17 protein-coding genes are annotated in these 19,062 nt (G+C 71.7%); 1 reads left to right on the top strand and 16 read right to left on the bottom strand.

Annotated features, from left to right (window positions below; translation table 11 throughout):
• Window positions 1-4: 4 nt before the first annotated feature.
• The 16 genes from DEJ05_RS11155 to DEJ05_RS11080 all read right to left on the bottom strand — a co-directional run bounded on the left by DEJ05_RS11155 (window position 5) and on the right by DEJ05_RS11080 (window position 18,403).
• Window positions 5-1,000 (bottom strand): 1-phosphofructokinase family hexose kinase, encoded by a 996-nt coding sequence (locus DEJ05_RS11155; protein ID WP_071404330.1) that lies wholly within the window; start codon window positions 998-1,000, stop codon window positions 5-7.
• Window positions 997-1,785, bottom strand: coding sequence for a DeoR/GlpR family DNA-binding transcription regulator (locus DEJ05_RS11150; protein WP_071404329.1), 789 nt, complete (start codon window positions 1,783-1,785; stop codon window positions 997-999). Before DEJ05_RS11150 ends, DEJ05_RS11155 begins: the two co-directional genes overlap by 4 nt.
• Window positions 1,786-1,897: 112 nt before the next feature.
• Window positions 1,898-2,725, bottom strand: coding sequence for a carbohydrate ABC transporter permease (locus tag DEJ05_RS11145; protein WP_071404328.1), 828 nt, complete (start codon window positions 2,723-2,725; stop codon window positions 1,898-1,900).
• A gap of 56 nt (window positions 2,726-2,781) precedes the next feature.
• Window positions 2,782-3,807, bottom strand: a complete 1,026-nt coding sequence (locus DEJ05_RS11140; protein ID WP_111110434.1) for a carbohydrate ABC transporter permease — start codon at window positions 3,805-3,807, stop codon at window positions 2,782-2,784.
• Window positions 3,808-3,810: 3 nt separating this feature from the next.
• On the bottom strand, window positions 3,811-5,136 hold the full coding sequence (locus DEJ05_RS11135; RefSeq protein WP_220037018.1) for a sugar ABC transporter substrate-binding protein: 1,326 nt from the start codon (window positions 5,134-5,136) through the stop codon (window positions 3,811-3,813).
• Window positions 5,137-5,423: 287 nt separating this feature from the next.
• Entirely contained in the window at window positions 5,424-6,611 is a 1,188-nt protein-coding gene (locus tag DEJ05_RS11130) for an ABC transporter permease (RefSeq protein ID WP_181433327.1), read from the bottom strand.
• Window positions 6,608-7,336 carry an ABC transporter ATP-binding protein gene (locus DEJ05_RS11125; protein WP_258376138.1) on the bottom strand — a complete coding sequence of 243 codons (729 nt, stop codon included), beginning with the start codon at window positions 7,334-7,336 and terminating at the stop codon, window positions 6,608-6,610. The genes DEJ05_RS11130 and DEJ05_RS11125 overlap by 4 nt, the downstream gene beginning before the upstream one ends.
• Window positions 7,333-8,457 carry a peptidoglycan-binding protein gene (locus DEJ05_RS11120; RefSeq protein WP_111110432.1) on the bottom strand — a complete coding sequence of 375 codons (1,125 nt, stop codon included), beginning with the start codon at window positions 8,455-8,457 and terminating at the stop codon, window positions 7,333-7,335. The genes DEJ05_RS11125 and DEJ05_RS11120 overlap by 4 nt, the downstream gene beginning before the upstream one ends.
• A complete protein-coding gene (locus tag DEJ05_RS11115; protein ID WP_111110431.1) occupies window positions 8,454-8,984 on the bottom strand; it encodes a hypothetical protein in 531 nt (176 codons plus the stop codon). The genes DEJ05_RS11120 and DEJ05_RS11115 overlap by 4 nt, the downstream gene beginning before the upstream one ends.
• The gene (locus DEJ05_RS11110) at window positions 8,981-10,189 is read right to left on the bottom strand and encodes a HAMP domain-containing sensor histidine kinase (RefSeq protein WP_111110430.1); all 1,209 of its coding nucleotides are present in this window, start codon (window positions 10,187-10,189) and stop codon (window positions 8,981-8,983) included. The genes DEJ05_RS11115 and DEJ05_RS11110 overlap by 4 nt, the downstream gene beginning before the upstream one ends.
• Window positions 10,186-10,839: a response regulator transcription factor gene (locus DEJ05_RS11105; protein WP_111029730.1), complete on the bottom strand. Its 654-nt coding sequence runs from the start codon at window positions 10,837-10,839 to the stop codon at window positions 10,186-10,188. The genes DEJ05_RS11110 and DEJ05_RS11105 overlap by 4 nt, the downstream gene beginning before the upstream one ends.
• A gap of 45 nt (window positions 10,840-10,884) precedes the next feature.
• Window positions 10,885-11,439 (bottom strand): DUF2231 domain-containing protein, encoded by a 555-nt coding sequence (locus DEJ05_RS11100; protein ID WP_071404319.1) that lies wholly within the window; start codon window positions 11,437-11,439, stop codon window positions 10,885-10,887.
• A gap of 74 nt (window positions 11,440-11,513) precedes the next feature.
• Window positions 11,514-13,682, bottom strand: coding sequence for an ATP-dependent Clp protease ATP-binding subunit (locus DEJ05_RS11095; protein ID WP_084740532.1), 2,169 nt, complete (start codon window positions 13,680-13,682; stop codon window positions 11,514-11,516).
• Window positions 13,683-13,735: 53 nt separating this feature from the next.
• Entirely contained in the window at window positions 13,736-15,148 is a 1,413-nt protein-coding gene (locus tag DEJ05_RS11090) for an MFS transporter (protein WP_111088444.1), read from the bottom strand.
• Between the two features lie 104 nt (window positions 15,149-15,252).
• A complete protein-coding gene (gene tatA, locus DEJ05_RS11085) occupies window positions 15,253-15,540 on the bottom strand; it encodes a twin-arginine translocase TatA/TatE family subunit (protein ID WP_375334837.1) in 288 nt (95 codons plus the stop codon).
• 148 nt (window positions 15,541-15,688) lie between these two features.
• Window positions 15,689-18,403 (bottom strand): glycoside hydrolase family 2 protein, encoded by a 2,715-nt coding sequence (locus DEJ05_RS11080; RefSeq protein WP_111110429.1) that lies wholly within the window; start codon window positions 18,401-18,403, stop codon window positions 15,689-15,691.
• Between the two features lie 238 nt (window positions 18,404-18,641).
• On the opposite strand from DEJ05_RS11080, the gene DEJ05_RS11075 reads away from it, so the two are divergent.
• Complete coding sequence (locus DEJ05_RS11075; protein WP_027464885.1) at window positions 18,642-19,061, top strand: hypothetical protein; 420 nt, start codon at window positions 18,642-18,644, stop codon at window positions 19,059-19,061.
• Window position 19,062 lies beyond the last annotated feature (1 nt).

Genomic DNA, 19,062 nt, shown 5'->3' with positions numbered 1-19,062 from the left:
GGGATCAGGCGGGCTCGGGGGCCGGGTGCGTGTGGAGCACCCGGACGGAGACCGCCGTCGGGTCGGTGTGGTCGAGTGCCGGCACGTCGCTGCCGGGCAGGGCTGCGGCCGCGGCACCGGTGGCGACGGCCTGTGCGAGACGCTGCTCGGGTGCGGCTCCGGCGACCTCGGCGAGCAGGTAGCCGGCGAGGGAGGAGTCCCCCGCTCCGACGGTCGACCGGGCGACGATCTTCGGTGCGGCGGCGGCGAAGGCCCCTTCGTCTGAGACCAGCACGGCGCCGGCACTGCCCAGGGTGAGCAGGACCGTGCCGACGTTCTTCCGCCGCAGCCGCTGGGCTCCGGCGACCGCGGCGTCGAGGTCGCGCTCGTACTCCTCGGGGTCGCCGCCGACGACCTCGGCGAGTTCCTCGGCGTTCGGCTTCACCAGGTCGATCCGTTCGCCGGACTGCAGCAGCGCGGTGAACGGCACCCCGGACGAGTCGACGGCGATCCGGACGTCCGCACCGTGGCGGGCACGGACGGCCCGGACGAGCACGGCGAGTGCGTCGTCGGGCAGACCGGGCGGCAGCGACCCGGCGACCACGACCCAGCGTGCGGCGGGGCCGGTGGCGGTCGCAGCGGCGGTGTCGGCGACCAGCGCAGCGAGGTCGTCGAGGCGGCCGGCGAGCGAGGGGCCGGGTTCGTTGAGCTTCGTCGTGGTGCCGGTCGGCTCGGTCACGGTGACGTTCGAGCGGAGGGGCGCCCCGATCGGCAGCGCGGCGGTCGGGATGCCGCGGGTGGCCAGGCCGAGCAGGACCGGGTCGAGCTCGTCGCCGGGCAGGACGGCGACGGTGTCCCCGCCGCTCGCGACGACCACGCGAGAGACGTTGACGCCCTTGCCGCCGGGTTCGGCGGTGGACCGGGTCGCACGTTGGACGGCGCCACGCTGCAGTTCACCGGCGAGCTCGATCGTGCGGTCGAGGGACGGGTTCGGGGTGACCGTGACGATGCGGGCGTTCACGCGACGACCACCTCGACGTCGGCGTCGGCGAGCGCGCCGGCGAGGTCGGCCGGGGGCTGCTCATCGGTGACGAGCGTGTCGATCTCGTCCAGGCGCGCGAACCGCATCAGGGCCTCCACGCCGTGCTTGGCGGCATCGGCGAGCACCACGGCCCGTCGGGCGGCGAGCACGTAGGCGCCCTTCACGGCGGCCTCGTACTCGTCCGGGGTGCTCAGACCGAAGCCGGCGGACAGGCCGTTCGTGCCGATGAACGCCACGTCGGGCCGGAGCGCGCCGATCTGCTCGACGGTGGCCGTGCCGACGGCGGCGCTCGTGACGCCACGGACGCGGCCGCCGAGCAGGTGCAGTTCGAGGTGCTCGCTGTGCTGCAGGGTCGCGGCGATCGGCACCGAGTTCGTGATGACGGTGATGGTCGAGCCGGCGACCTCGGGCTCCCAGCGGGCGAGCTCGGAGGCGACGGCGGCGCAGGTGGTGCCGGCGTCGAGGGCGATCGAGCCGGTGAAGGTCGGCGGCACCAGGCGCATCGCGGCGCGGGCGATGGCGGACTTCGCGGTGCCGTGCTGGCCCTCGCGCTCGGCGACGCTCAGTTCGACGACGCTCGAGCGGCCGACGGGGACCGCTCCCCCGTGTACCCGGCGCAGGACCCCGGCGGACTCGAGGGCGTCGAGGTCACGGCGAACGGTCTCGGTGGTGACGTCGAAGTGCTCGGCCAGACCGGCGACCGATACACGACCGGCGGACTGCAGCTCGGCGGCGATGGCGGTGTGCCGCTCGGTTGCGTACATGCCCGAACTCCTTCGTTCCGTTGGGTTTCGAGCACTGTACGTCTGAAACCCACAAGAACGCAACCGTTCCGACATGCAACCAACACGTCCACAGGTGCCGGCCGTCCGAGCGCTACCCCTTCACGGCACCCGCAGTCATCCCGCTGACCAGCCGGCGCTGCACGATGAGGAAGAACACCACGACCGGGATCGAGAACAGCACGCTCGCCGCCATCAGCCCACCGAAGTCCGTGCCCTTGTTCGTCGAGAACCCGGCGAGCCAGACCGGCAGCGTGTACATCCCCTGGTCCTTGAGCATCACGTACGCGATCAGGTAGTCGTTCCACGCCGCGATGAACGCGAACACGCTCGTGGCGATGACCCCGGGCATGACGAGTGGGAACAGCACGCTCCACAGGATCCGGAAGGTGCCGGCGCCGTCCACCTTCGCGGCCTCTTCGATCTCGACGGGGACGGCCACGAAGAAGCCGCGCATCACCCAGATCGAGAACGGCAGCACGCTCGCCACGTACGCCAGGATCAGCCCGACGTAGCTGTTCAGCAGCCCGAGGGTCTGGAACGACAGGAACAGCGGGATGAGCAGTGCGCCGGACGGGATCATCTGCACGAACAGGATCGCGACCAGGATCGCCCGCCGTCCGCGGAACCGGAACCGCGACAGTGCCGCCGACGCCAGGAACCCGACGACGATCGACAGCAGCACGGCAGCCACCACGACGATGGTGGAGTTCCGCAGGTAGACCAGGAAGCCCTCCTGCGTGAGCGCCCGTGTGAAGTTGTCGAGCGTCGGGTGCAGCGGCGCCCAGATCGGGGTCATCGTGGTGACCTCGTCGGCGGGCTTGAAGGCCGTGTTCACCATCCAGTAGATCGGGAACACCCAGACCAGGCAGAACACCACGGCGATGGTGTTCGCGACGATGCGCGGCTTGCGTTTGCGCACCCGCACAGGGCCCGGCGCGGATGCGCTCCCCGCACGGGGCGTCGTTCTCGAGACGGTCACAGGTCCTCCTCACCGCTGCGGACGAGCCGGCGGATGTAGTAGCTGGTGAGCACCCCGAGGATCAGGGTCGAGATCACGGCGATCGCCGCGCCCTGCCCGTAGGCGTTGGACACGAACGACTGCACGAAGGTCCAGATGCCGAGGGTCAGCGTGGCCTCCTCCGGTCCGCCGCGGGTGAGCAGCCAGATCTGGTTGAAGACGTTGAAGTCCCAGATCACCGACAGGATCGACACGAGCAGCAGCGTCGGTGCGAGGGCCGGCAGCGTGATCGCGCGGTACATCGTCCAGACCGAGGCCCCGTCGAGTGCACCGGCCTCGTAGTACTCCGGCGCGATCTGGGACTGCGCGGCGTACAGCGTCAGCGCCACGAACGGCACGGCCTGCCAGATGACGAGCGTCAGCACGATCGTGTACGCCTGCCCCGGGTGCGACGCCCAGTTGTCCTGCGTGTGATCCCCGAACACCCGCAGTTGCGTGATGAGCCAGTTGAGCGCGCCGTAGAACGGCTGGAAGAGCCACTGCCAGACCAGGCTCGAGGCCACGTTCGGCATCGCCCAGGCCAGCACGAGCACGACGCTGACGACCGTGCGCATCGCGACCCCGAGACGGGTGAGCAGCTGCGCCACCCCCATGCCGATGACGATCGTGCCGAGGACCATCGCGCCCGTCACGAGCACGGTGCGCAGGATGACCGGCCAGAACGACGCGTCGGTCAGGACGTCCGTGTAGTTCGTCAGCCCGGTGAACCCGGCCTGCCCGGTGAAGATCGCCCGCAGCCCGTAGTCCTGGAACGAGATGACGACGAGCCGGACGAGCGGGTAGACGACGAGGGCCAGGAGCAGCAGCGCCGCCGGGGCCAGCAGGACGAGCGGCGCCCGCGACCCGACCGGCGACCGACGACCCGTGCCCCGCCCGCCTCGACGGGAACCCCGCGACGGACCCTGAACCGGTCCGCCGGCCTGCCCGCCGGTGACCGGCGCGGGCTGCTCCGCGTCGGTCACCGGCTCCGCAGTGGACGTCATCGCCTACGGCTGCGCGTTCAGCGCGGTCGTGAGGTGCTTCGAGAAGCCCTCGGCGGCCTGCTCCGGCGACTTCCGGCCCGTGGCGACGTCGGCGAACATCGACTGGAACGAGGCGTCACCCTCGATGGTGGCCCAGCCCGGGGTGGCCGGGGTCGGTCGGCTCGTACCGGCCGCCTCGAAGTACGGCTTGTGCAGCTCGTCGACGTCGCCGGCGACCGCGTCGAGCAGCTCGGTGGAGTTCGGCTCCCAGCCGTCGACCCCGAACACCTGGACCTGCTGGAACTCCTTCGAGGTCAGGATCTTCAGGTAGTACAGCGCGAGCTCCTGGTTCTCCGCCTTGGCCGGGATCCCCAGGTCGGAGCCGCCGAGGAACACCGGCTGCGTCTTCCCCGCCGTGGACGACGGCATCGGGAACGTGCCGATGCGGTCCGCGAGCTCCGGCTTCGCCGTGGTGATCGAGCCGATCTCCCAGGCGGACCCGAGGAACGCCGAGGTGTTGCCCTGTGCGAAGACGTCGCTCTGCGAGGGCTTGTCGGTGTTGATGTCCTGGGTGGACTTCGCCGAGTACGCGTTCTGGAAGTCCTTCCAGGCGGTCAGGCCCTTCACCGCGTCCGCGGAGTCGAGCGTGCCGGTCCACTTGCCGCCCTTGTCCGTGGCGATCTCGCCACCGGCGTCCCAGACCCACTGCAGCCCGCCGTACCAGTACTGCCCGGGCATGTAGAAGGCGGAGAAGTCACTGGCCGGGTTGGCGGCCTTGACCTTGTCGAGGTCGGCCGTGAGCTCGTCGTAGGTGGTCGGCACGTCGGTCACGCCGGCGTCCTTCCAGACCTGCTTGTCGTAGACCACGGCCCGGTTGCCGGCGAACAGCGGCGCCCCGTAGAGCTTGCCGTCGACGGTAGCGGGGCCCTCGAGCCCGGTGAGCCAGGTCTGGCCGTCCTTGAGCTCGTCGCGGTACGGCGTCAGGTCGGTCAACCCGCCGGCTGCCGCGTAGACCGGCACCTGCGTGTTGCCGAGGTCGACGACGTCGGGGGCGTCGCTCTGCGCGAGCGCCGTGGTGAGCTTGGTGGTGATCCCGTCCCACTGCTGGGTCTGGATCTTCACCTTCGCCCCGGTGTCGGCGGTGAACTGCTTGCCGGCGGCGTCGAGCACCTTGTCGCTCAGGTCGCCGTTCATCATCCAGACGGTGATGGTCTTGCCCTTGCCATCGGGTGTGCCGATGGACTTCGTGCCGCCGTCGGAAGCGGCGTTGCTCCCGGCGGAGCACCCGGTGAGGGCGAGCGCGCCTGCGAGGGCGAGCGCACCGAGTGCGGCGAAACGCGTTCGTGTCACGATGACTCCCTTGGTCCGACCTTTATGAAAGGACGTTGCGTATTCGCAATAGAAGACCCTGCACGGCCCCTTGTCAACCGTTGGATCGGTCCCTGTGACCGCTTTCGATCCGCGTGTTTCCGGGGCATCACGGATGTCGAACAGATCGACGCAGATGCTTGACCAGGTGGTCATGACCAGGCATGATCTGCGACTCGCGTCCGGTGTGGGGAAGCGACCGCCTGGAGGCCCGGTGCCGGTCCGCCGGACCGGCACCGGGCCTCCCGTGCGCGCGTCCACCGCACGCGTCAGACGGCCGCCAGGGCGGACGTCGGCGGGATCCGCGCCGCGCGTGCCGCCGGGTAGAGCCCGGAGACCCCGCCGATGACGACCGTGGCGCCGAGTCCCCCGACGACGGCCCACACCGGCAGAGCCACCGGCCACCCCTGCGTGACGGCGAACACCACCGTCACCGCGACGCCGAGCACGACACCGGCCAAGCCGCCCAGGAACGACAGCAGCAACGACTCGACCAGGAACTGGTCGCGGATGCTCCGACGACGGGCGCCCAGCGCACGACGGACGCCGACCTCGGCGCGGCGTTCCAGGACGGTGATCACCATCGTGTTCGCCACCCCGATGCCCCCGACGAGCAGCGCCACCCCGCCGATGCCGACCAGCAGCCCGGTGAAGGAGTCGTCCGTGGCGTCCTTCGCGGCCAACGCGTCCGACGGCCGTGTCACGCCGACGTCCTGCGGTGCCCCGGGTCGGACCGCACCGGCGAGCAGGTCCCTCGACCGTTCGACGTGCGCCGGGTCGACGCGCGTGTAGACCGCGGTCGGGGCCCCGTCGAAGCCCAGCTGCCCGGCGAACCCGCGGGGCACGAACACCCGCGAGTCGAGGTCCTCGGCGAGCGCGACGGGGTGGAGCACCCCGACCACCTGCACCCACCGCCCGCCGATCCAGACCCGGCTGTCCGGATGCAGGTCCTCCATGCCGAGGACCGCGGCCGCCCGTGCCCCCAGCACGACCTGCGGCGGCGCCCCGGCGGCGTCGTCGATCCACCGCCCGGCTGCGAGCTGCCCGCCGAGGACCCGTGGCACGTCGCCCCACGCGGCGAGCACCCCGAGGCCCTTCGTCTCGGGCGCCGGCACGCGGTCGTTCCGGTACACGCCGGTGTCCGGCACGGTGCCGACGGCGGCGGCCGACTCGACGTCGTCCTGCCGCAGCACCGACTCGAGTGCGGTGGACGGCAACGGGACCGGTTCGCCGAGGCCCTGCGCCTGGGTGAGGGTGAGCACGTTCGTGCCGAGCGTGTCGAGCACCTGGTCGACCTTCGCCTTGCTCGACGACGAGATCCCGACGACCGCGAGCATCGCCGCGATGCCGATCGCGATGCCCAGCGCCGACAGCACGACACGTCCGGGCCGGGTCCGCAGCCCGAAGACGCCGAGGCGGAGCAGGTCGACCGCGCCCACGGACCGACGCCGGCTCATCGGGTGACCTCGGGCTCGATCATGCCGTCGCGCATCCGGACCTGCCGGGGCAGCGACGCCGCCAGGTCGAGGTCGTGCGTGATGACCACGACCGTCGTGCCCGCCGCGTTGAGCTCGCGCAGGAGCTCGACCACCGCGGCACCGGACGCTGTGTCGAGCGCACCCGTCGGTTCGTCGGCGAGCAGGATCGTCGGGTCGCCGACGACGGCCCGCGCGATGGCGACGCGTTGGCGCTCCCCGCCGGAGAGCTGGTGCGGTCGGTGGTCCACCCGGTGCGCCAGGCCCACTCGTCCCAAGGCCTCGACCGCCAGTCGGTGCCGCTCGCGCCGGGGCACGCCCTGGTAGAGCAGGCCGTCGGCGACGTTCTCGGTGGCGGTCGCGCCGGCCTGCAGGTGGAAGTGCTGGAAGACGAACCCGATGTGGTCGGCACGGAGTCCGGACAGGGCGTCGTCGGACATCGTCGCGACGTCGTTGCCGGCGATCGTCACCGTGCCGGACGTGGGACGGTCGAGGGTCCCGACGACGTTGAGCATCGTCGACTTGCCCGACCCCGACGGGCCGACGACCGCGACGAGTTCACCCGCGGTGACCTCGAGCGACACCCCGCGCAGGGCCCCGACGTCGCCGTAGGTCTTCGTGACGTCCCGGAGTGACAGGACGGAGTCCGGCGGCAGCACGGCGGCAGTGGGCCGCACGGCGGCGGATCGCAGCACGGCGGCGTTCATCCGGGCACCACCACGCGGTCGCCGGCGGCCAGGTCACCCGTGACCGCGATCCGTCCGTCCGCGCTGAAGCCGGGCTCGACCCGGACCCGCTCCGTCGTGCCGTCCCGCTGCACGACGTCGACGGCGTACCGACCACCGGCGCCCGCGACGAGTGCGGCGACCGGCACGGACAGGACGTCGTGCTCGGTGGTGCCCTTCGCATCGACCTGCGCGGAGGCTGCCGCGGGCAACGTGCGCTTCCCGGGGTCGAACGACACCGAGACGTCGACGGCCGTGCCGCCGTCCTCGCTCGTCGTCGGCTGCACGTCGACGACGGAACCGGGCATCGCCGCCCCGGCACCGTTCACCCGGACCTCGACGTCGGTGCCGACCGCGAGCCGTTCCGCGTCGCGCTGGGGCACGGTCGCCGTGACGACACGCCGGGTGCTCGTGACCTGCAGGACGTCGGCCGCCGCACCCGCGCCGGCCGCCGCACCAGCGCCACCGGCACCCGCTCCCGCTCCGGCTCCGCCGGCGATCCGCTCCCCGAGCCGACCGTCGACCGAGGCGACCCGGACCGCGCCGTCCACGAAGGCGACGCCGTCCGCCGTCAGCACCCCGGTCACCTCGTGTCCGCGGTCCTGCTGCCACTGCCGGACGGCTCGCTCGGTCCGTGGACCGAACCGGTCGTCCACGGACACGTCGTACCCGAGCGCGGCCAGGTTCTCGTTGAGCTGCCGCACGTCGGCGCCCTGCAGTCCACGCTGAAGGTCCCGCCAGAGCGGCACGGTGCCGTACATCGACCGGACGTCCCGCTCGTCGACGGCGTACAGGGCCCCGTCGCGTTCGATGACGTCACCCGCACGGGGCAGCCAGGTGATCGTGCCGGCGGCGGCACCGGGGACCCCCCTCCCCGCGCCGTACCCGAGCGTCCCGGCGAACACCTTCGAGTCGGTCAGGTCGCCGCGCGTGACCGTGGCGGTGGCTCCGGTCGACGCGGTCCTGCCTCGGGACCCGCTGCTGGCCGAGGCTCCCGGACCGCTCGGCACCGTGGTGAGTGCCCATGCGCCGCCGCTGGCGGCCACCGCCGCGACGAGGCACACCGACACGATCACCCGGCGACGGACGCGACGGTGGGTCACGACCCGGCTCCGCCCTGGACGGCCTCGAAGGCCGCGTCGGTGCAGGTGTGGGCGGCCTCGTCGAACGCCTGCTGGTCGTCCGGCTGGAACCGGGTCTGCGCCTCCTGGTCGTCCGGGAAGTCCGGGAACCCCTGCTCCCGCAGGCACTCCGCCGTCTTCCTCGCGATCTCCTCGCTGCCCGGCATCGGCTGCGCGGCCTGCGCGTCCCCGGCCGCTGCGGAGTCGTCGAGGCAGCCCTTGAGGTCCTCCTGGTACTGCTCGGGATCGACGCCGTCGGGTGCGCTGAGCTGCATCGAGCCACCGCCGGTGCCCGGGTCGGGCATGTCGTAGCCGCGGTCGCGCATGCACTCGGCGAGGGCGACGCCGGGTGCCGCACCGCCGGACGCCGCAGTCCCGCCGGCGTCCGGTGACGCGTCCGGTGACGCGTCCGAGCAGCCGACCAGGAACAGGGGCAGCAGGACGACGGCAGCGGCCGCGCTCATCAGGGACCGGGTGCGCCGGGTGGTCGTCTTCGTGGTGTGGTTCATGCCTCCAGCACACCGGAACGGCTGTTTCGCCCCGCGTGCACGTCGGGTTGCACCGACGAAACACGGACCCGCACGAGCAGCCCGCCGATCGGCCGTGCGGTGATCGACAGCTGCCACCCGTGCGCGTGCACGATCGCGGCCACGATCGACAGCCCGAGACCGCTGTGCTGGCCGCGTGCGTCGTCCGTCCCGCCGCGGCGGAACGGTTCGACGAGCAGCTCCGCCTCGTCCGCCGCGACCACCGGCCCACCGTTCTCGACGACGAACCCGTCCGGCTCCGTGGTCACCAGGACGGCGCCGCCGGGTTCGTTGTACTCGACGGCGTTGCCGACCAGGTTGCCGAGCAGCTGCCGCAGCAGCGTCGGCTCCCCCGGGACGACCAGGCCGGGAGGCCCGGTGCGGCGCTCGTGGGTCAGCGTCACCCCCGTCTCGGCCGCGTCCCGGGCCGACCCCGCGACGACCTCGGCGGTCACCTCGTCGAGGTCGACCGCACGCGTCGCGCCCGCAAGGCCACGATCGGCCTCGGCGAGCACGAGCAACGACTCGACCAACCGCTCGGTGCGGCGGTTCTGCTCCAGCAGCTCCGCCCGGACCGCTCGGACCTCCGCGGGGTCGGCGTCGTCGTGCAGGCCGATCTGCACCGCCGCGCGCTGCACCGCCAGGGGCGTCCGGAGTTCGTGGGACGCCTGGGCGACGAACCGGCGCTGGCTCTCGAACGCGGTCTCCAGGCGGGCCAGCAGGTCGTCGACGGTGCGCGAGAGCCGCCGGAGTTCGTCGTCGGGACCGTTCAGGGCGATGCGCTCGTGCAGGTTCGACGCCGAGATGCGGTTCGTGGTCGCGGTGATCCGGTCGATGGGCCGGAGGACCCGGCGGCTGACGAGCCAGCCGATGCCCCCGGCCGCGAGCCCGGCACCCGCGATCCCGATCGCGGACCACTGCCACTGCTGCACGGCCACGAGCCGGATCACCGCCACCGCACCGTCGTCGTCGGCTCCGTCCACCTCGATCGGGGCCGGAGCGGTCGTGGCGCCCGGTGATCCGGACGGCGGACGCTGCACGGCCGCGGTGTCGAGGCCGGCACCGACACCGGCCAACGACATGGTGTTCGTGAACAGGACGACCCCGGTCGCGAGCGCCATGGCCGCGAGCGCGAACGTCAGGGCCGTCCGGGTCCGGATGCTCCAGCCCCGGGCCCACCGGCTCACAGCGCGTAGCCCTGGCCGGGCACCGTCCGGATCGGGTCCGGGTCCCCGAGCTTCCGGCGGAGCTTCGACATCGTCACGCGGACCGCGGCGGTGAACGGGTCGGTGTTCACGTCCCAGACCTTCTCGAGCAGGTGCTCGGCGGAGACGATCCGACCGTCCGCGCGGAGGAGGGTCTCGAGCACCCCGAGTTCCTTCGAGGTGAGGTCGAGCGGCCGTCCGTCGCGCGTGGCCATCCGCCGGTTCGTGTCGACGACGAACCCCGCACGCTCGAGCACCGGGGCGACGGGTGCGACGCTCCGCCGACCGAGTGCGCGGACCCGGGCGACGAGTTCCGGGTACTCGAACGGCTTGGTCAGGTAGTCGTCGGCACCGAGCTCGAGCCCGTGCACACGGTCACTCAACGTCGTCGCGGCGGTGAGCAGGAGGATCCGCGTGAGTGCGCCGCGCGCGGTGAGCCGCCGGGCGACCTCGTCGCCGTGCAGCCCGGGGACGTCACGGTCCAGCACGACGACGTCGTAGTCGTGCACCGCCAGCAGCTCGTCGGCGTCGTCGCCGCGGTAGGCGACGTCCACCGCCATGTCCTGCCGGGTCAGGCCCGTCGCGACCAGGTCGGCGAGGGCCCGTTCGTCGTCCACCACGAGTACGCGCATCGATACATCACACGTGACGTACCTTTGACGGACCTGGGAAACGGATCAGGCGTCGAACGGCACCTCACCGTGGTCACTGACGCCGGCACGCTGCCGGTAGGACAGGTGTCCGCCGAGGTACCCGCCGACACTGACGACGGCGAGACCCGCGAAGCCGAGCAGCTTGCCGGCGCCGTGGTTGCCGCGCTTCCGCTGCAGCCACGACAGGCCGTACAGCGACAGACCGGTCCAGTTCACGGCCTGGTGCACCCATCCGGTGCGGAGCTGCTCGCGGTTCAGTTCGGACCAGTCGACGTAGCCGGCGACCGAGGCGCTGCTCGCCGAGACGACCCCGACGCCGACCAGGGTCTTGGCCGCCTTCGCGTTGCCCTTCCCGCCGACCAGGTCGAGCACCGCGGCGGAGATCCAGGCACCGAGGGGTACCTGCACCATGAGCGGGTGGATCGGGTGGCCGAACGGCACACCGTGCAACAGCTGGCGCAGCGCCTTCGGCTTGGCGAGGGCGTTCACGACGGCACGGTCGATGTCGACGGCCTTGTCGAGCACACTCGCGTGCTCGACGGCGTCGGTGAGGCGACGGATCGCGCGGATCTCAGGCATGCCGTGGACGGTAGACGAACGGCCCGTCACCGGTCCCAGGAACCGGTGACGGGCCTCCTGTCCGTCGTGGTGGGCTACTCCTCGACGATCTCGGCCAGCTCGAAGGGCTCGACCGTCAGGCCGTCGCCGTCCGCCGCGACGTCCACCCGGACGGTGTCACCGTCGCGGACATCACCCGACAGGATGGCGCGCGCCAACCGGTCGTCGATCTGCCGCTGCATCAGGCGGCGGAGCGGCCGCGCACCATAGAGCGGGTCGTACCCGCGCTCGGCCAGCCAGCCGCGTGCCTCGGGAGTGACGGCGAGCTCGAGTCGGCGGTCGGTCAGACGGCGGGCCAGCCGGTCGACGTAGAGCGACACGATCTGCCCGAGGTCGTCGGCCGTCAGGGCCTGGAACACCACGATGTCGTCGAGCCGGTTGATGAACTCCGGCCGGAACGCCTGCTGCACGAGTTCACGGACCGCCTCTTCCCGCTGCGCGTCGCTCAGGGACAGGTCCGTCATGAACTGCGACCCCAGGTTCGACGTCAGCACGAGGATCGTGTTCCGGAAGTCGACGGTGCGCCCCTGGCCGTCGGTCAGTCGCCCGTCGTCGAGCACCTGGAGCAGCACGTCGAACACCTCGGGGTGGGCCTTCTCGATCTCGTCGAGCAGGATCACCGAGTACGGACGGCGGCGGACCGCCTCGGTGAGCTGTCCACCGGCCTCGTACCCGACGTACCCGGGCGGGGCACCGATCAGGCGGGCCACGGAGTGCTTCTCGCCGTACTCGCTCATGTCGATGCGGACGAGGGCCTTCTCGTCGTCGAACAGGAACTCGGCGAGCGCCTTGGCCAGCTCGGTCTTGCCGACACCCGTCGGGCCGAGGAACAGGAACGAACCGGTCGGGCGGTCCGGGTCGGAGATGCCGGCGCGGGTGCGACGAACGGCCTCGGACACGGTGGTCACGGCGGTGCGCTGCCCGATGATCCGGCGGCCGAGCTCGCTCTCGAGGTGCAGGAGCTTCTCGGTCTCACCCTGCAGCAGCCGGCCGAGCGGGATGCCCGTCCACTGCGCGATCACGGCGGCGATGTCCTCGTCGGTGACGCTGTCGTTCACCATCCGGTCGGCGCTCTCGGCCTGTTCGGCGGCGGCGAGCTCGGCCTCGATGCGGGGCTTCTCGCCGTACTCCAGTCGGGAGACGAGTTCGTAGTCGGCCTCGCGCTGGGCTCGCTGCGACCGCATGTTCAGGTCGTCGAGCTGCTGCTTGAGCTCACCGATCCGGTTCAGGCTCGCGCGCTCGGCCTGCCAGCGCTGCTCGAGCTCGGCCAGCCGTTCCTCGCGGGTCCGCAGCTCGTTGCGCAGGGTCTCGAGCCGGGCCTTCGAGGCGTCGTCCTTCTCCTGCTTGAGCGCGAACTCCTCGACACGCAGACGGTCGACGTTCCGCTTCAGCTCGTCGATCTCGACGGGGCTGGAGTCGATCTCCATGCGGAGTCGGCTCGCGGCCTCGTCGATCAGGTCGATGGCCTTGTCGGGCAGCTGCCGGCCGGAGATGTACCGGTTCGACAGGCTCGCGGCCGCGACCAGCGCGGAGTCGTTGATCGTCACCTTGTGGTGCGCCTCGTAGCGTTCCTTGAGTCCGCGGAGGATCGCCACGGCGTCCTCGACGCTCGGCTCACCGACGTAGACCTGCTGGAAGCGACGCTCGAGCGCGGCGTCCTTCTCGATGTACTCGCGGTACTCGTCGAGGGTCGTCGCGCCGATGAGCCGGAGTTCCCCACGGGCGAGCATCGGCTTGAGCATGTTCGACGCCGCGACGGATCCCTCGCCACCCCCGGCACCCATCAGGGTGTGCAGCTCGTCGATGAACGTGATGACCTGCCCGTCGGAGTCGTTGATCTCCTTGAGCACGGCCTTGAGCCGCTCCTCGAACTCGCCGCGGTACTTGGCGCCGGCGATGAGGGCGGAGATGTCGAGCGAGATGAGCCGCTTGTCCTTGAGGGAGTCGGCGACGTCCCCGGCGACGATGCGCTGCGCGAGCCCCTCGACGACGGCGGTCTTGCCGACGCCGGGCTCGCCGATGAGCACCGGGTTGTTCTTGGTGCGCCGCGTCAGCACCTGGGAGACGCGCCGGATCTCGGAGTCGCGGCCGATCACGGGGTCGAGCTTGCCGCTGCGGGCGATCGCCGTGAGGTCGATGCCGTACTGCTCGAGGGCGGTCTTCTGTCGTTCTTGCGAGTCAGGAGCGCCCTGGAGGTTCGCCATGCGTTCCGTCCTTTCGTTGCGGTGGTCCTGGAGTTGAGTCTACTCCACTCAACTTACGTGCGCTCCGGGACATTCCTGATACCGACGGCGCAGACGACAGCACCGGCCGCCAGCAGGAGCGCCATCACCACCATGGCCCGGTGCAGCCCGTCGACGCTCACCTCACCGCCGAGCACCACGCCGGCCAGTGCCACCGTCACGAGTCCGGCGATCCGCGCGACCGCGTTGTTCACGGCCGAACCGGACCCGGCCTCGGACTGCGGCACCGACCCGAGCACCGCGCTGGTCAGGGGCGTGACCATCAGGGCGATGCCCACGCCGATCAGCACCAGCCCCGGGAACACCGACCACCAGTAGCCGTTCGGGTCGTCGCCGGCGAGCAGCAGCAGGAGCGCCCCGACCGCGCCCACCGCCGGCCCGGCGGCCATGAACCACCGCGGACCGTACCGACCGGCGAAGGACCCGACGGCGGTGGACAGCGCGAGCAGCATGATCGTCGGCGGCAGCGTCGCGAGGCCGGCGAGCCAGGCCGGGAACCGCCAGACCTCCTGCAGGAACAGGGTGACGACGAAGAACACCATGCCGAGCGCCCCGTAGATGGATAGCGTCGCGAGGTTGCCGACCGTGAAGTTCCGCGCCCGGAACAGCTCGAGCGGCACGAGCGGCGACCCCGTCGTCCGGGTCACCCGCAGTTCCCACGGCACGAACGCCACCAGTGCGGCGGCGCCGAGCACGAGCGCGCCGACCACCACGGGCGCACCCCACCCCAACCGCTCCTGCTCGATGAGCCCGAGCACGACACCGCCGACACCCACCACGGCGAGCACGGCCCCGACGACGTCGATGCGCGGGCGGACAGCGGGGTGCACGTCACCGGTGATGCGCAGGACCAGCGGGATCGTCACGGCGATCGGCACCGCGGTGAGCACGAAGACCCACCGCCACCCGATGCCGTCCACCACGAGCCCGCCGACCACGGGACCGAGGATCGTGGCTGCACTCGACCACGCCGTCCACGTGCCGATGGCCTTCGCCTGCGCCGCCCCGCGGAACGCGGCGACGATGAGGGCGAGCGCGCTCGGCATGACGAGCGCCCCGCCGACGCCCTGCAGCGCCCGGGCGACGATGAGCACCTCGCCGGTCGGGGCGATCGCACACACCACGGACGCGATGCCGAAGACCACGAGCCCCCACGTGATGATCCGGACGCGGCCGAACAGGTCGGACAGGCTGCCGGCGACCAGGATGAGCGAGCCGAGGGTGACCAGGTACGCGTCGACGACCCACTGCTGCACGACGAGTCCGCCGCCGAGCTCCTGCCGGATCGCGGGGAGTGCGACGTTCACGACGCTCGAGTCGAGCCCGACGACGAACGACGCCAGGATCGCCACCACCAGCACGATCCGCCGGTCGTCCCGGAGCGGCGCGACGCCGTGCGGCACGGGGGCCGGAACGGGAGCGGTCATGTGCTCATCCTGCGGCACCGGGTACCCCGCGGTCGATCCCGCACGACGAAGCCCCCGCGACCCAAGTGGTCGCGGGGGCTGCCGACAGGACGGGGCTGGGTGTCCTAACGCCGGGAGTCGGTGTTCGGCTGCGCGGTCGGCCCCGGGTTCAGGACCGGACCGGCGGCGGGCTCGGCGGGGACGTTCTGGACGGTGCTGTTCTGCACGGTGCCGTCCGGAGCCGTGCCGTTGGCCTGCGCCTTCTTCTCGTCGTCGGACATCTCCTTCTTGAAGATGTTGATCGACTGGCCGAGGCCCTTGGCGAGGGCCGGGAGCTTGGTCGCGCCGAACAGCAGGATGACGATCCCGAGGATGATCAGCAGGTGAAGGCCGGTCAGGTTTCCGAGCATCATGACTCCTTGGTCTGGAACTGGTCGCCGTCCACTGATCGTCGTCGATCACCGCGGCGGAAGTCCGTGTCCCCCCATGGTAACTCCCCCGCCCCTGGATGCCCAGGCCGGTCCTCGGAACGGACACCGTTCGCCCAGGGAAGCGCTCCGGTCACCGCAGGACGCCGTCGATGCTCCACAGCACGGGCGCCTCACGGAGCGCCGGGATGTCGGCCTCGGTCACACCGCCGAGCCGGAACACCACCCGCTCGCCGGGCAGCAGCGTCATGAACCCGCGGTCCACCGTGCCGTCGGTCGCGACCCGGTCCGGCTGCACCAGCAGGTCGCGGACGAGCGAGTCGGCCTCGACGGTCAGGTCCAGGCCACCGTCGACCACCGCGAACGAGGTCCGGTAGCGCGCGGGCTCCCACCGCATCGCGGCGTCGGGACCGGGGGTCCAGACCGCGCGGCGCCAGTCCATGTCCGCGATGATGAGCTCGTTGGCCGGGTCGTCGACGACACCGACCGACTCGGGCAGGGCGACGACCGCGACGCCGGCCGACGACAGCCGGACCGGCAGCGATGCCTCGGCCAGGATCGTGCCGGCCGTGGTGATCCGGCGCACCCGCACCACGCTGTCGTGCCCGGTGCGGGTCGACCGGACGGCCACCTCGACGGGCGAGGACCCGAACGCACCGGGTGAGACGCCCAGCGAGAGCGTGTCCGCGAGCTCGCCCAGGTCGGCCGTCTCGCCGACCGCAGGCGACGCACCCGGGTGATCCGGGCCTCCAGTCCGCTCCGCACCCGACGGTCCCGACGCACCCGACGCGGCGACCGCGACCGACGCACCAGCAGTACCGGCCGCACCCGGCGTCACCGCCACCGACGACACCGGACGGATCGTCAGCAGCACGTCGTCGTACAGGCGGCGCAGCTCGTGCGCCAGCGGCTTCAGGCGACCCGCAGAGTCGATCGCCGACCACGACGACACCGGCCACAGGTCGTTCAACTGCCACACCACGACGCCCGTGTTGCGCGGCCAGTGCGTGCGCCAGTGCTCGATGCCGGTCGCGATCGCCCGCGCCTGCTGCAGCTGCGTCAGGTAGTGCCACGCGTCGAACGCGGCCGGGTCGACCGCGCCGAAGCGCGGCTCCAGCCCGCGGGCCAGCTTGGCCATCCCGTCCGCGGCCTTCTGGTGGTGGACCACACCGGGCGAGTCGACCCGCAGCGGCGCGTCCGTGACCGCGTCGCGCAGCGTGCGCCAGGCGGGCGGCGCCTGCCAGCCGAACTCCGACACGAACCGCGGCACCGACTCGCGGTAGGCGGTGTCGGGCAGCCGGTTCCAGACGTCCCACGAGTGGTGCGTCTCGTGGTCGACCTCGTTCGCGGGCAGCGACTCGGAGCCGGACCACGGCGACGCGACCGTGTAGAAGCGCGACGGGTCGACCGCGTCGACGATGGTCGGCAGCAGGTCGAGGTAGTAGTCGAGTCCCCAGCCACGATCGCCCAGCTCCGCACCCCAGCCGTCGGCGTCGTGCAGCCAGATGTTCTCGTTGTTGCCGTTCCAGACCACCAGCGAGGGGTGGCGGGCGAGCCGGGCGACGTTGTCGCGCGCCTCGGCGATGACCTCGCTGCGGATCGGCTCGACCTCCGGGTAGGCCGAGCACGCGAACGGGAAGTCCTGCCAGACGAGCAGACCGAGTTCGTCGCAGACCTCGTAGAAGTCGCGCGATTCGTACACTCCGCCGCCCCAGACGCGCACGAGGTTCGTGCCGAGCGAGGCCGCGGCACCCAGCCGGGACTCCAGTCGGGCACGGTCGACGCGCGAGACGATGACGTCGTCGGGGATCCAGTTGACGCCCCGGACGTCGATGAGCGTGCCGTTGACGTGCACGGCGAAGGGGCGGCCGATGCCGTCGACCTGGGTCTCGATGCGGGTGGACCGGAACCCGGTGCGGAACGTGTCGCGGTCGAGCACCTCGCCGTCGACGGTCTGCAGCTCGACCACGACGTCGTACTGCGGCTGCGCGCCGTAGCCGCGCGGCCACCAGCGCCGCGCCTCGGGGACGCGCACGGTGACGACGGTCTCGTCGTCCTTCGGGGTCAGCTGCGCGCGGGACCGCTGGCGCGTGGTGCCGCCGTCCTCGGTCTCGCCGCTGACGGTGACGACGAGCACGAGGTCGTCGTCCTCGCCGTCCTGGTCCAGGTCGTTCATGCCGGAGCGCTCGACGGTGATGTGCGCGTCGAGCACCCCCTCGCCGGCCTCGACGTCGACGAGCGGGCGGACCTCGCGCAGGCGCGCGGTCGACCAGCGCTCGATCGCGACGGGCCGCCAGGGGCCGCTCGTGACCGCCGTCAGCCCCCAGTCCCAGCCGAAGTTCGACGCCATCTTGCGGACGTACGGGAACGGCTCGTCGTACGGACCGGGCATGCTGCCGGCCTTCGCGGCGACCCGGCCGGCCTCGCGGTAGGGCGACTCGAACAGGATCTCGAGGTCCTTCGTGGTGCCGCCGGATCCCGTCTGCACGCGGGCGTCGAACCGGTACCGGCGGTGCATGTTGCGGGTCGTGCCCACGACGACGCCGTCCAGGCTGAGCTCCGCGACCGTGTCCAGGCCGTCGCAGACCAGGTCGACGCGCTCGTGGCCCCGCGGGTCGACGTCGACCGTGCGGCGGTAGGCCCAGTCGGCGCGGCCGACCCACTTCGCGGCCTGCTCGTTCAGGTGGAACGTCGGGTCCGGCAGCAGGCCCTCCCGCTCCAGGTCGGTGTGGACCTGACCCGGCACCGTCGCCGGGATGGTGCGGCCCGCGACGCCGTCCGGCGCACCGGTTCCTCCGGCCATCGTCACGGTCCAGTCGTCGCGGAGTTCCTCGCGTTCGAGGGTCATGCGGGTCCTTCTCTTCGGCGGCAGGGTGTCCGTCAGCCTCGGTCGGGGACGCCGACCGGCGGTCCGACCCGCGGCCGGTTCCCACGGCCTGGAGGCTCGGCACCGGTTGCCCGGGCGTCGTCACGTCGCGCGCACGAACGGGTTGCGCTCGCGCGAGGGGTGCTCGGCGATGCTAGTACGGGATGCTTTCGGCAACCTAGGTGGTGACAGGGGCGGGTCGCGCGGGCAAGGTGGGAACGTGATCACCGTCGAACTCGCCAGGTCCCTCCGTGACGCCGGCCTCCGCTGGCACCCCGAGACCGGGGACCGGTTCGTGATCGACAAGCCCGGCATCGACGACGACGTCTACACGGTGTCCGAGATGACCGTCGAACGGCACGACTCCCCCACCGGCACGATCCTCGGCTTCAACGGCACCACCGAGTGGGCGCTCGACTCGGTCACCGCCACCGAGTCACTCTGGCTCCCCCGTGAGGACCAGCTGCGCGAACTGCTCGGGCCGTCGTTCATCGGACTGACCCGCGTGCAGGTCGGCGGTCGCGTGGTCTTCACCGTGACGGCGACGATCGGCGGGGCCGACCGCAGCTTCGCGTCCGAGGTGCCGGCGATCGCGTACGGCCAGGCCCTCCAGGCGTACATCACGGCCGCGCTCGCATGAA

This window comes from Curtobacterium sp. MCLR17_045, assembly GCF_003234405.1.
GTDB classification, from domain to species: domain Bacteria; phylum Actinomycetota; class Actinomycetes; order Actinomycetales; family Microbacteriaceae; genus Curtobacterium; species Curtobacterium flaccumfaciens.
Note: the sequence above shows the minus strand (reverse complement) of the source record. Positions and strands in the feature narration are given on the sequence as shown.

What these genes read in the sequence shown, in the direction of transcription:
- DEJ05_RS11105 (WP_111029730.1), bottom strand. Translation starts at nt 10,839, where the DNA reads ATGCGCGTACTCGTGGTGGACGACGAACGGGCCCTCGCCGACCTGGTC.
- DEJ05_RS11080 (WP_111110429.1), bottom strand. Translation starts at nt 18,403, where the DNA reads ATGACCCTCGAACGCGAGGAACTCCGCGACGACTGGACCGTGACGATG.
- DEJ05_RS11140 (WP_111110434.1), bottom strand. Translation starts at nt 3,807, where the DNA reads ATGACGTCCACTGCGGAGCCGGTGACCGACGCGGAGCAGCCCGCGCCG.
- DEJ05_RS11150 (WP_071404329.1), bottom strand. Translation starts at nt 1,785, where the DNA reads ATGTACGCAACCGAGCGGCACACCGCCATCGCCGCCGAGCTGCAGTCC.
- DEJ05_RS11125 (WP_258376138.1), bottom strand. Translation starts at nt 7,336, where the DNA reads ATGAACGCCGCCGTGCTGCGATCCGCCGCCGTGCGGCCCACTGCCGCC.
- DEJ05_RS11095 (WP_084740532.1), bottom strand. Translation starts at nt 13,682, where the DNA reads ATGGCGAACCTCCAGGGCGCTCCTGACTCGCAAGAACGACAGAAGACC.
- DEJ05_RS11090 (WP_111088444.1), bottom strand. Translation starts at nt 15,148, where the DNA reads ATGACCGCTCCCGTTCCGGCCCCCGTGCCGCACGGCGTCGCGCCGCTC.
- DEJ05_RS11100 (WP_071404319.1), bottom strand. Translation starts at nt 11,439, where the DNA reads ATGCCTGAGATCCGCGCGATCCGTCGCCTCACCGACGCCGTCGAGCAC.
- tatA (WP_375334837.1), bottom strand. Translation starts at nt 15,540, where the DNA reads ATGATGCTCGGAAACCTGACCGGCCTTCACCTGCTGATCATCCTCGGG.
- DEJ05_RS11130 (WP_181433327.1), bottom strand. Translation starts at nt 6,611, where the DNA reads ATGAGCCGGCGTCGGTCCGTGGGCGCGGTCGACCTGCTCCGCCTCGGC.
- DEJ05_RS11115 (WP_111110431.1), bottom strand. Translation starts at nt 8,984, where the DNA reads ATGAACCACACCACGAAGACGACCACCCGGCGCACCCGGTCCCTGATG.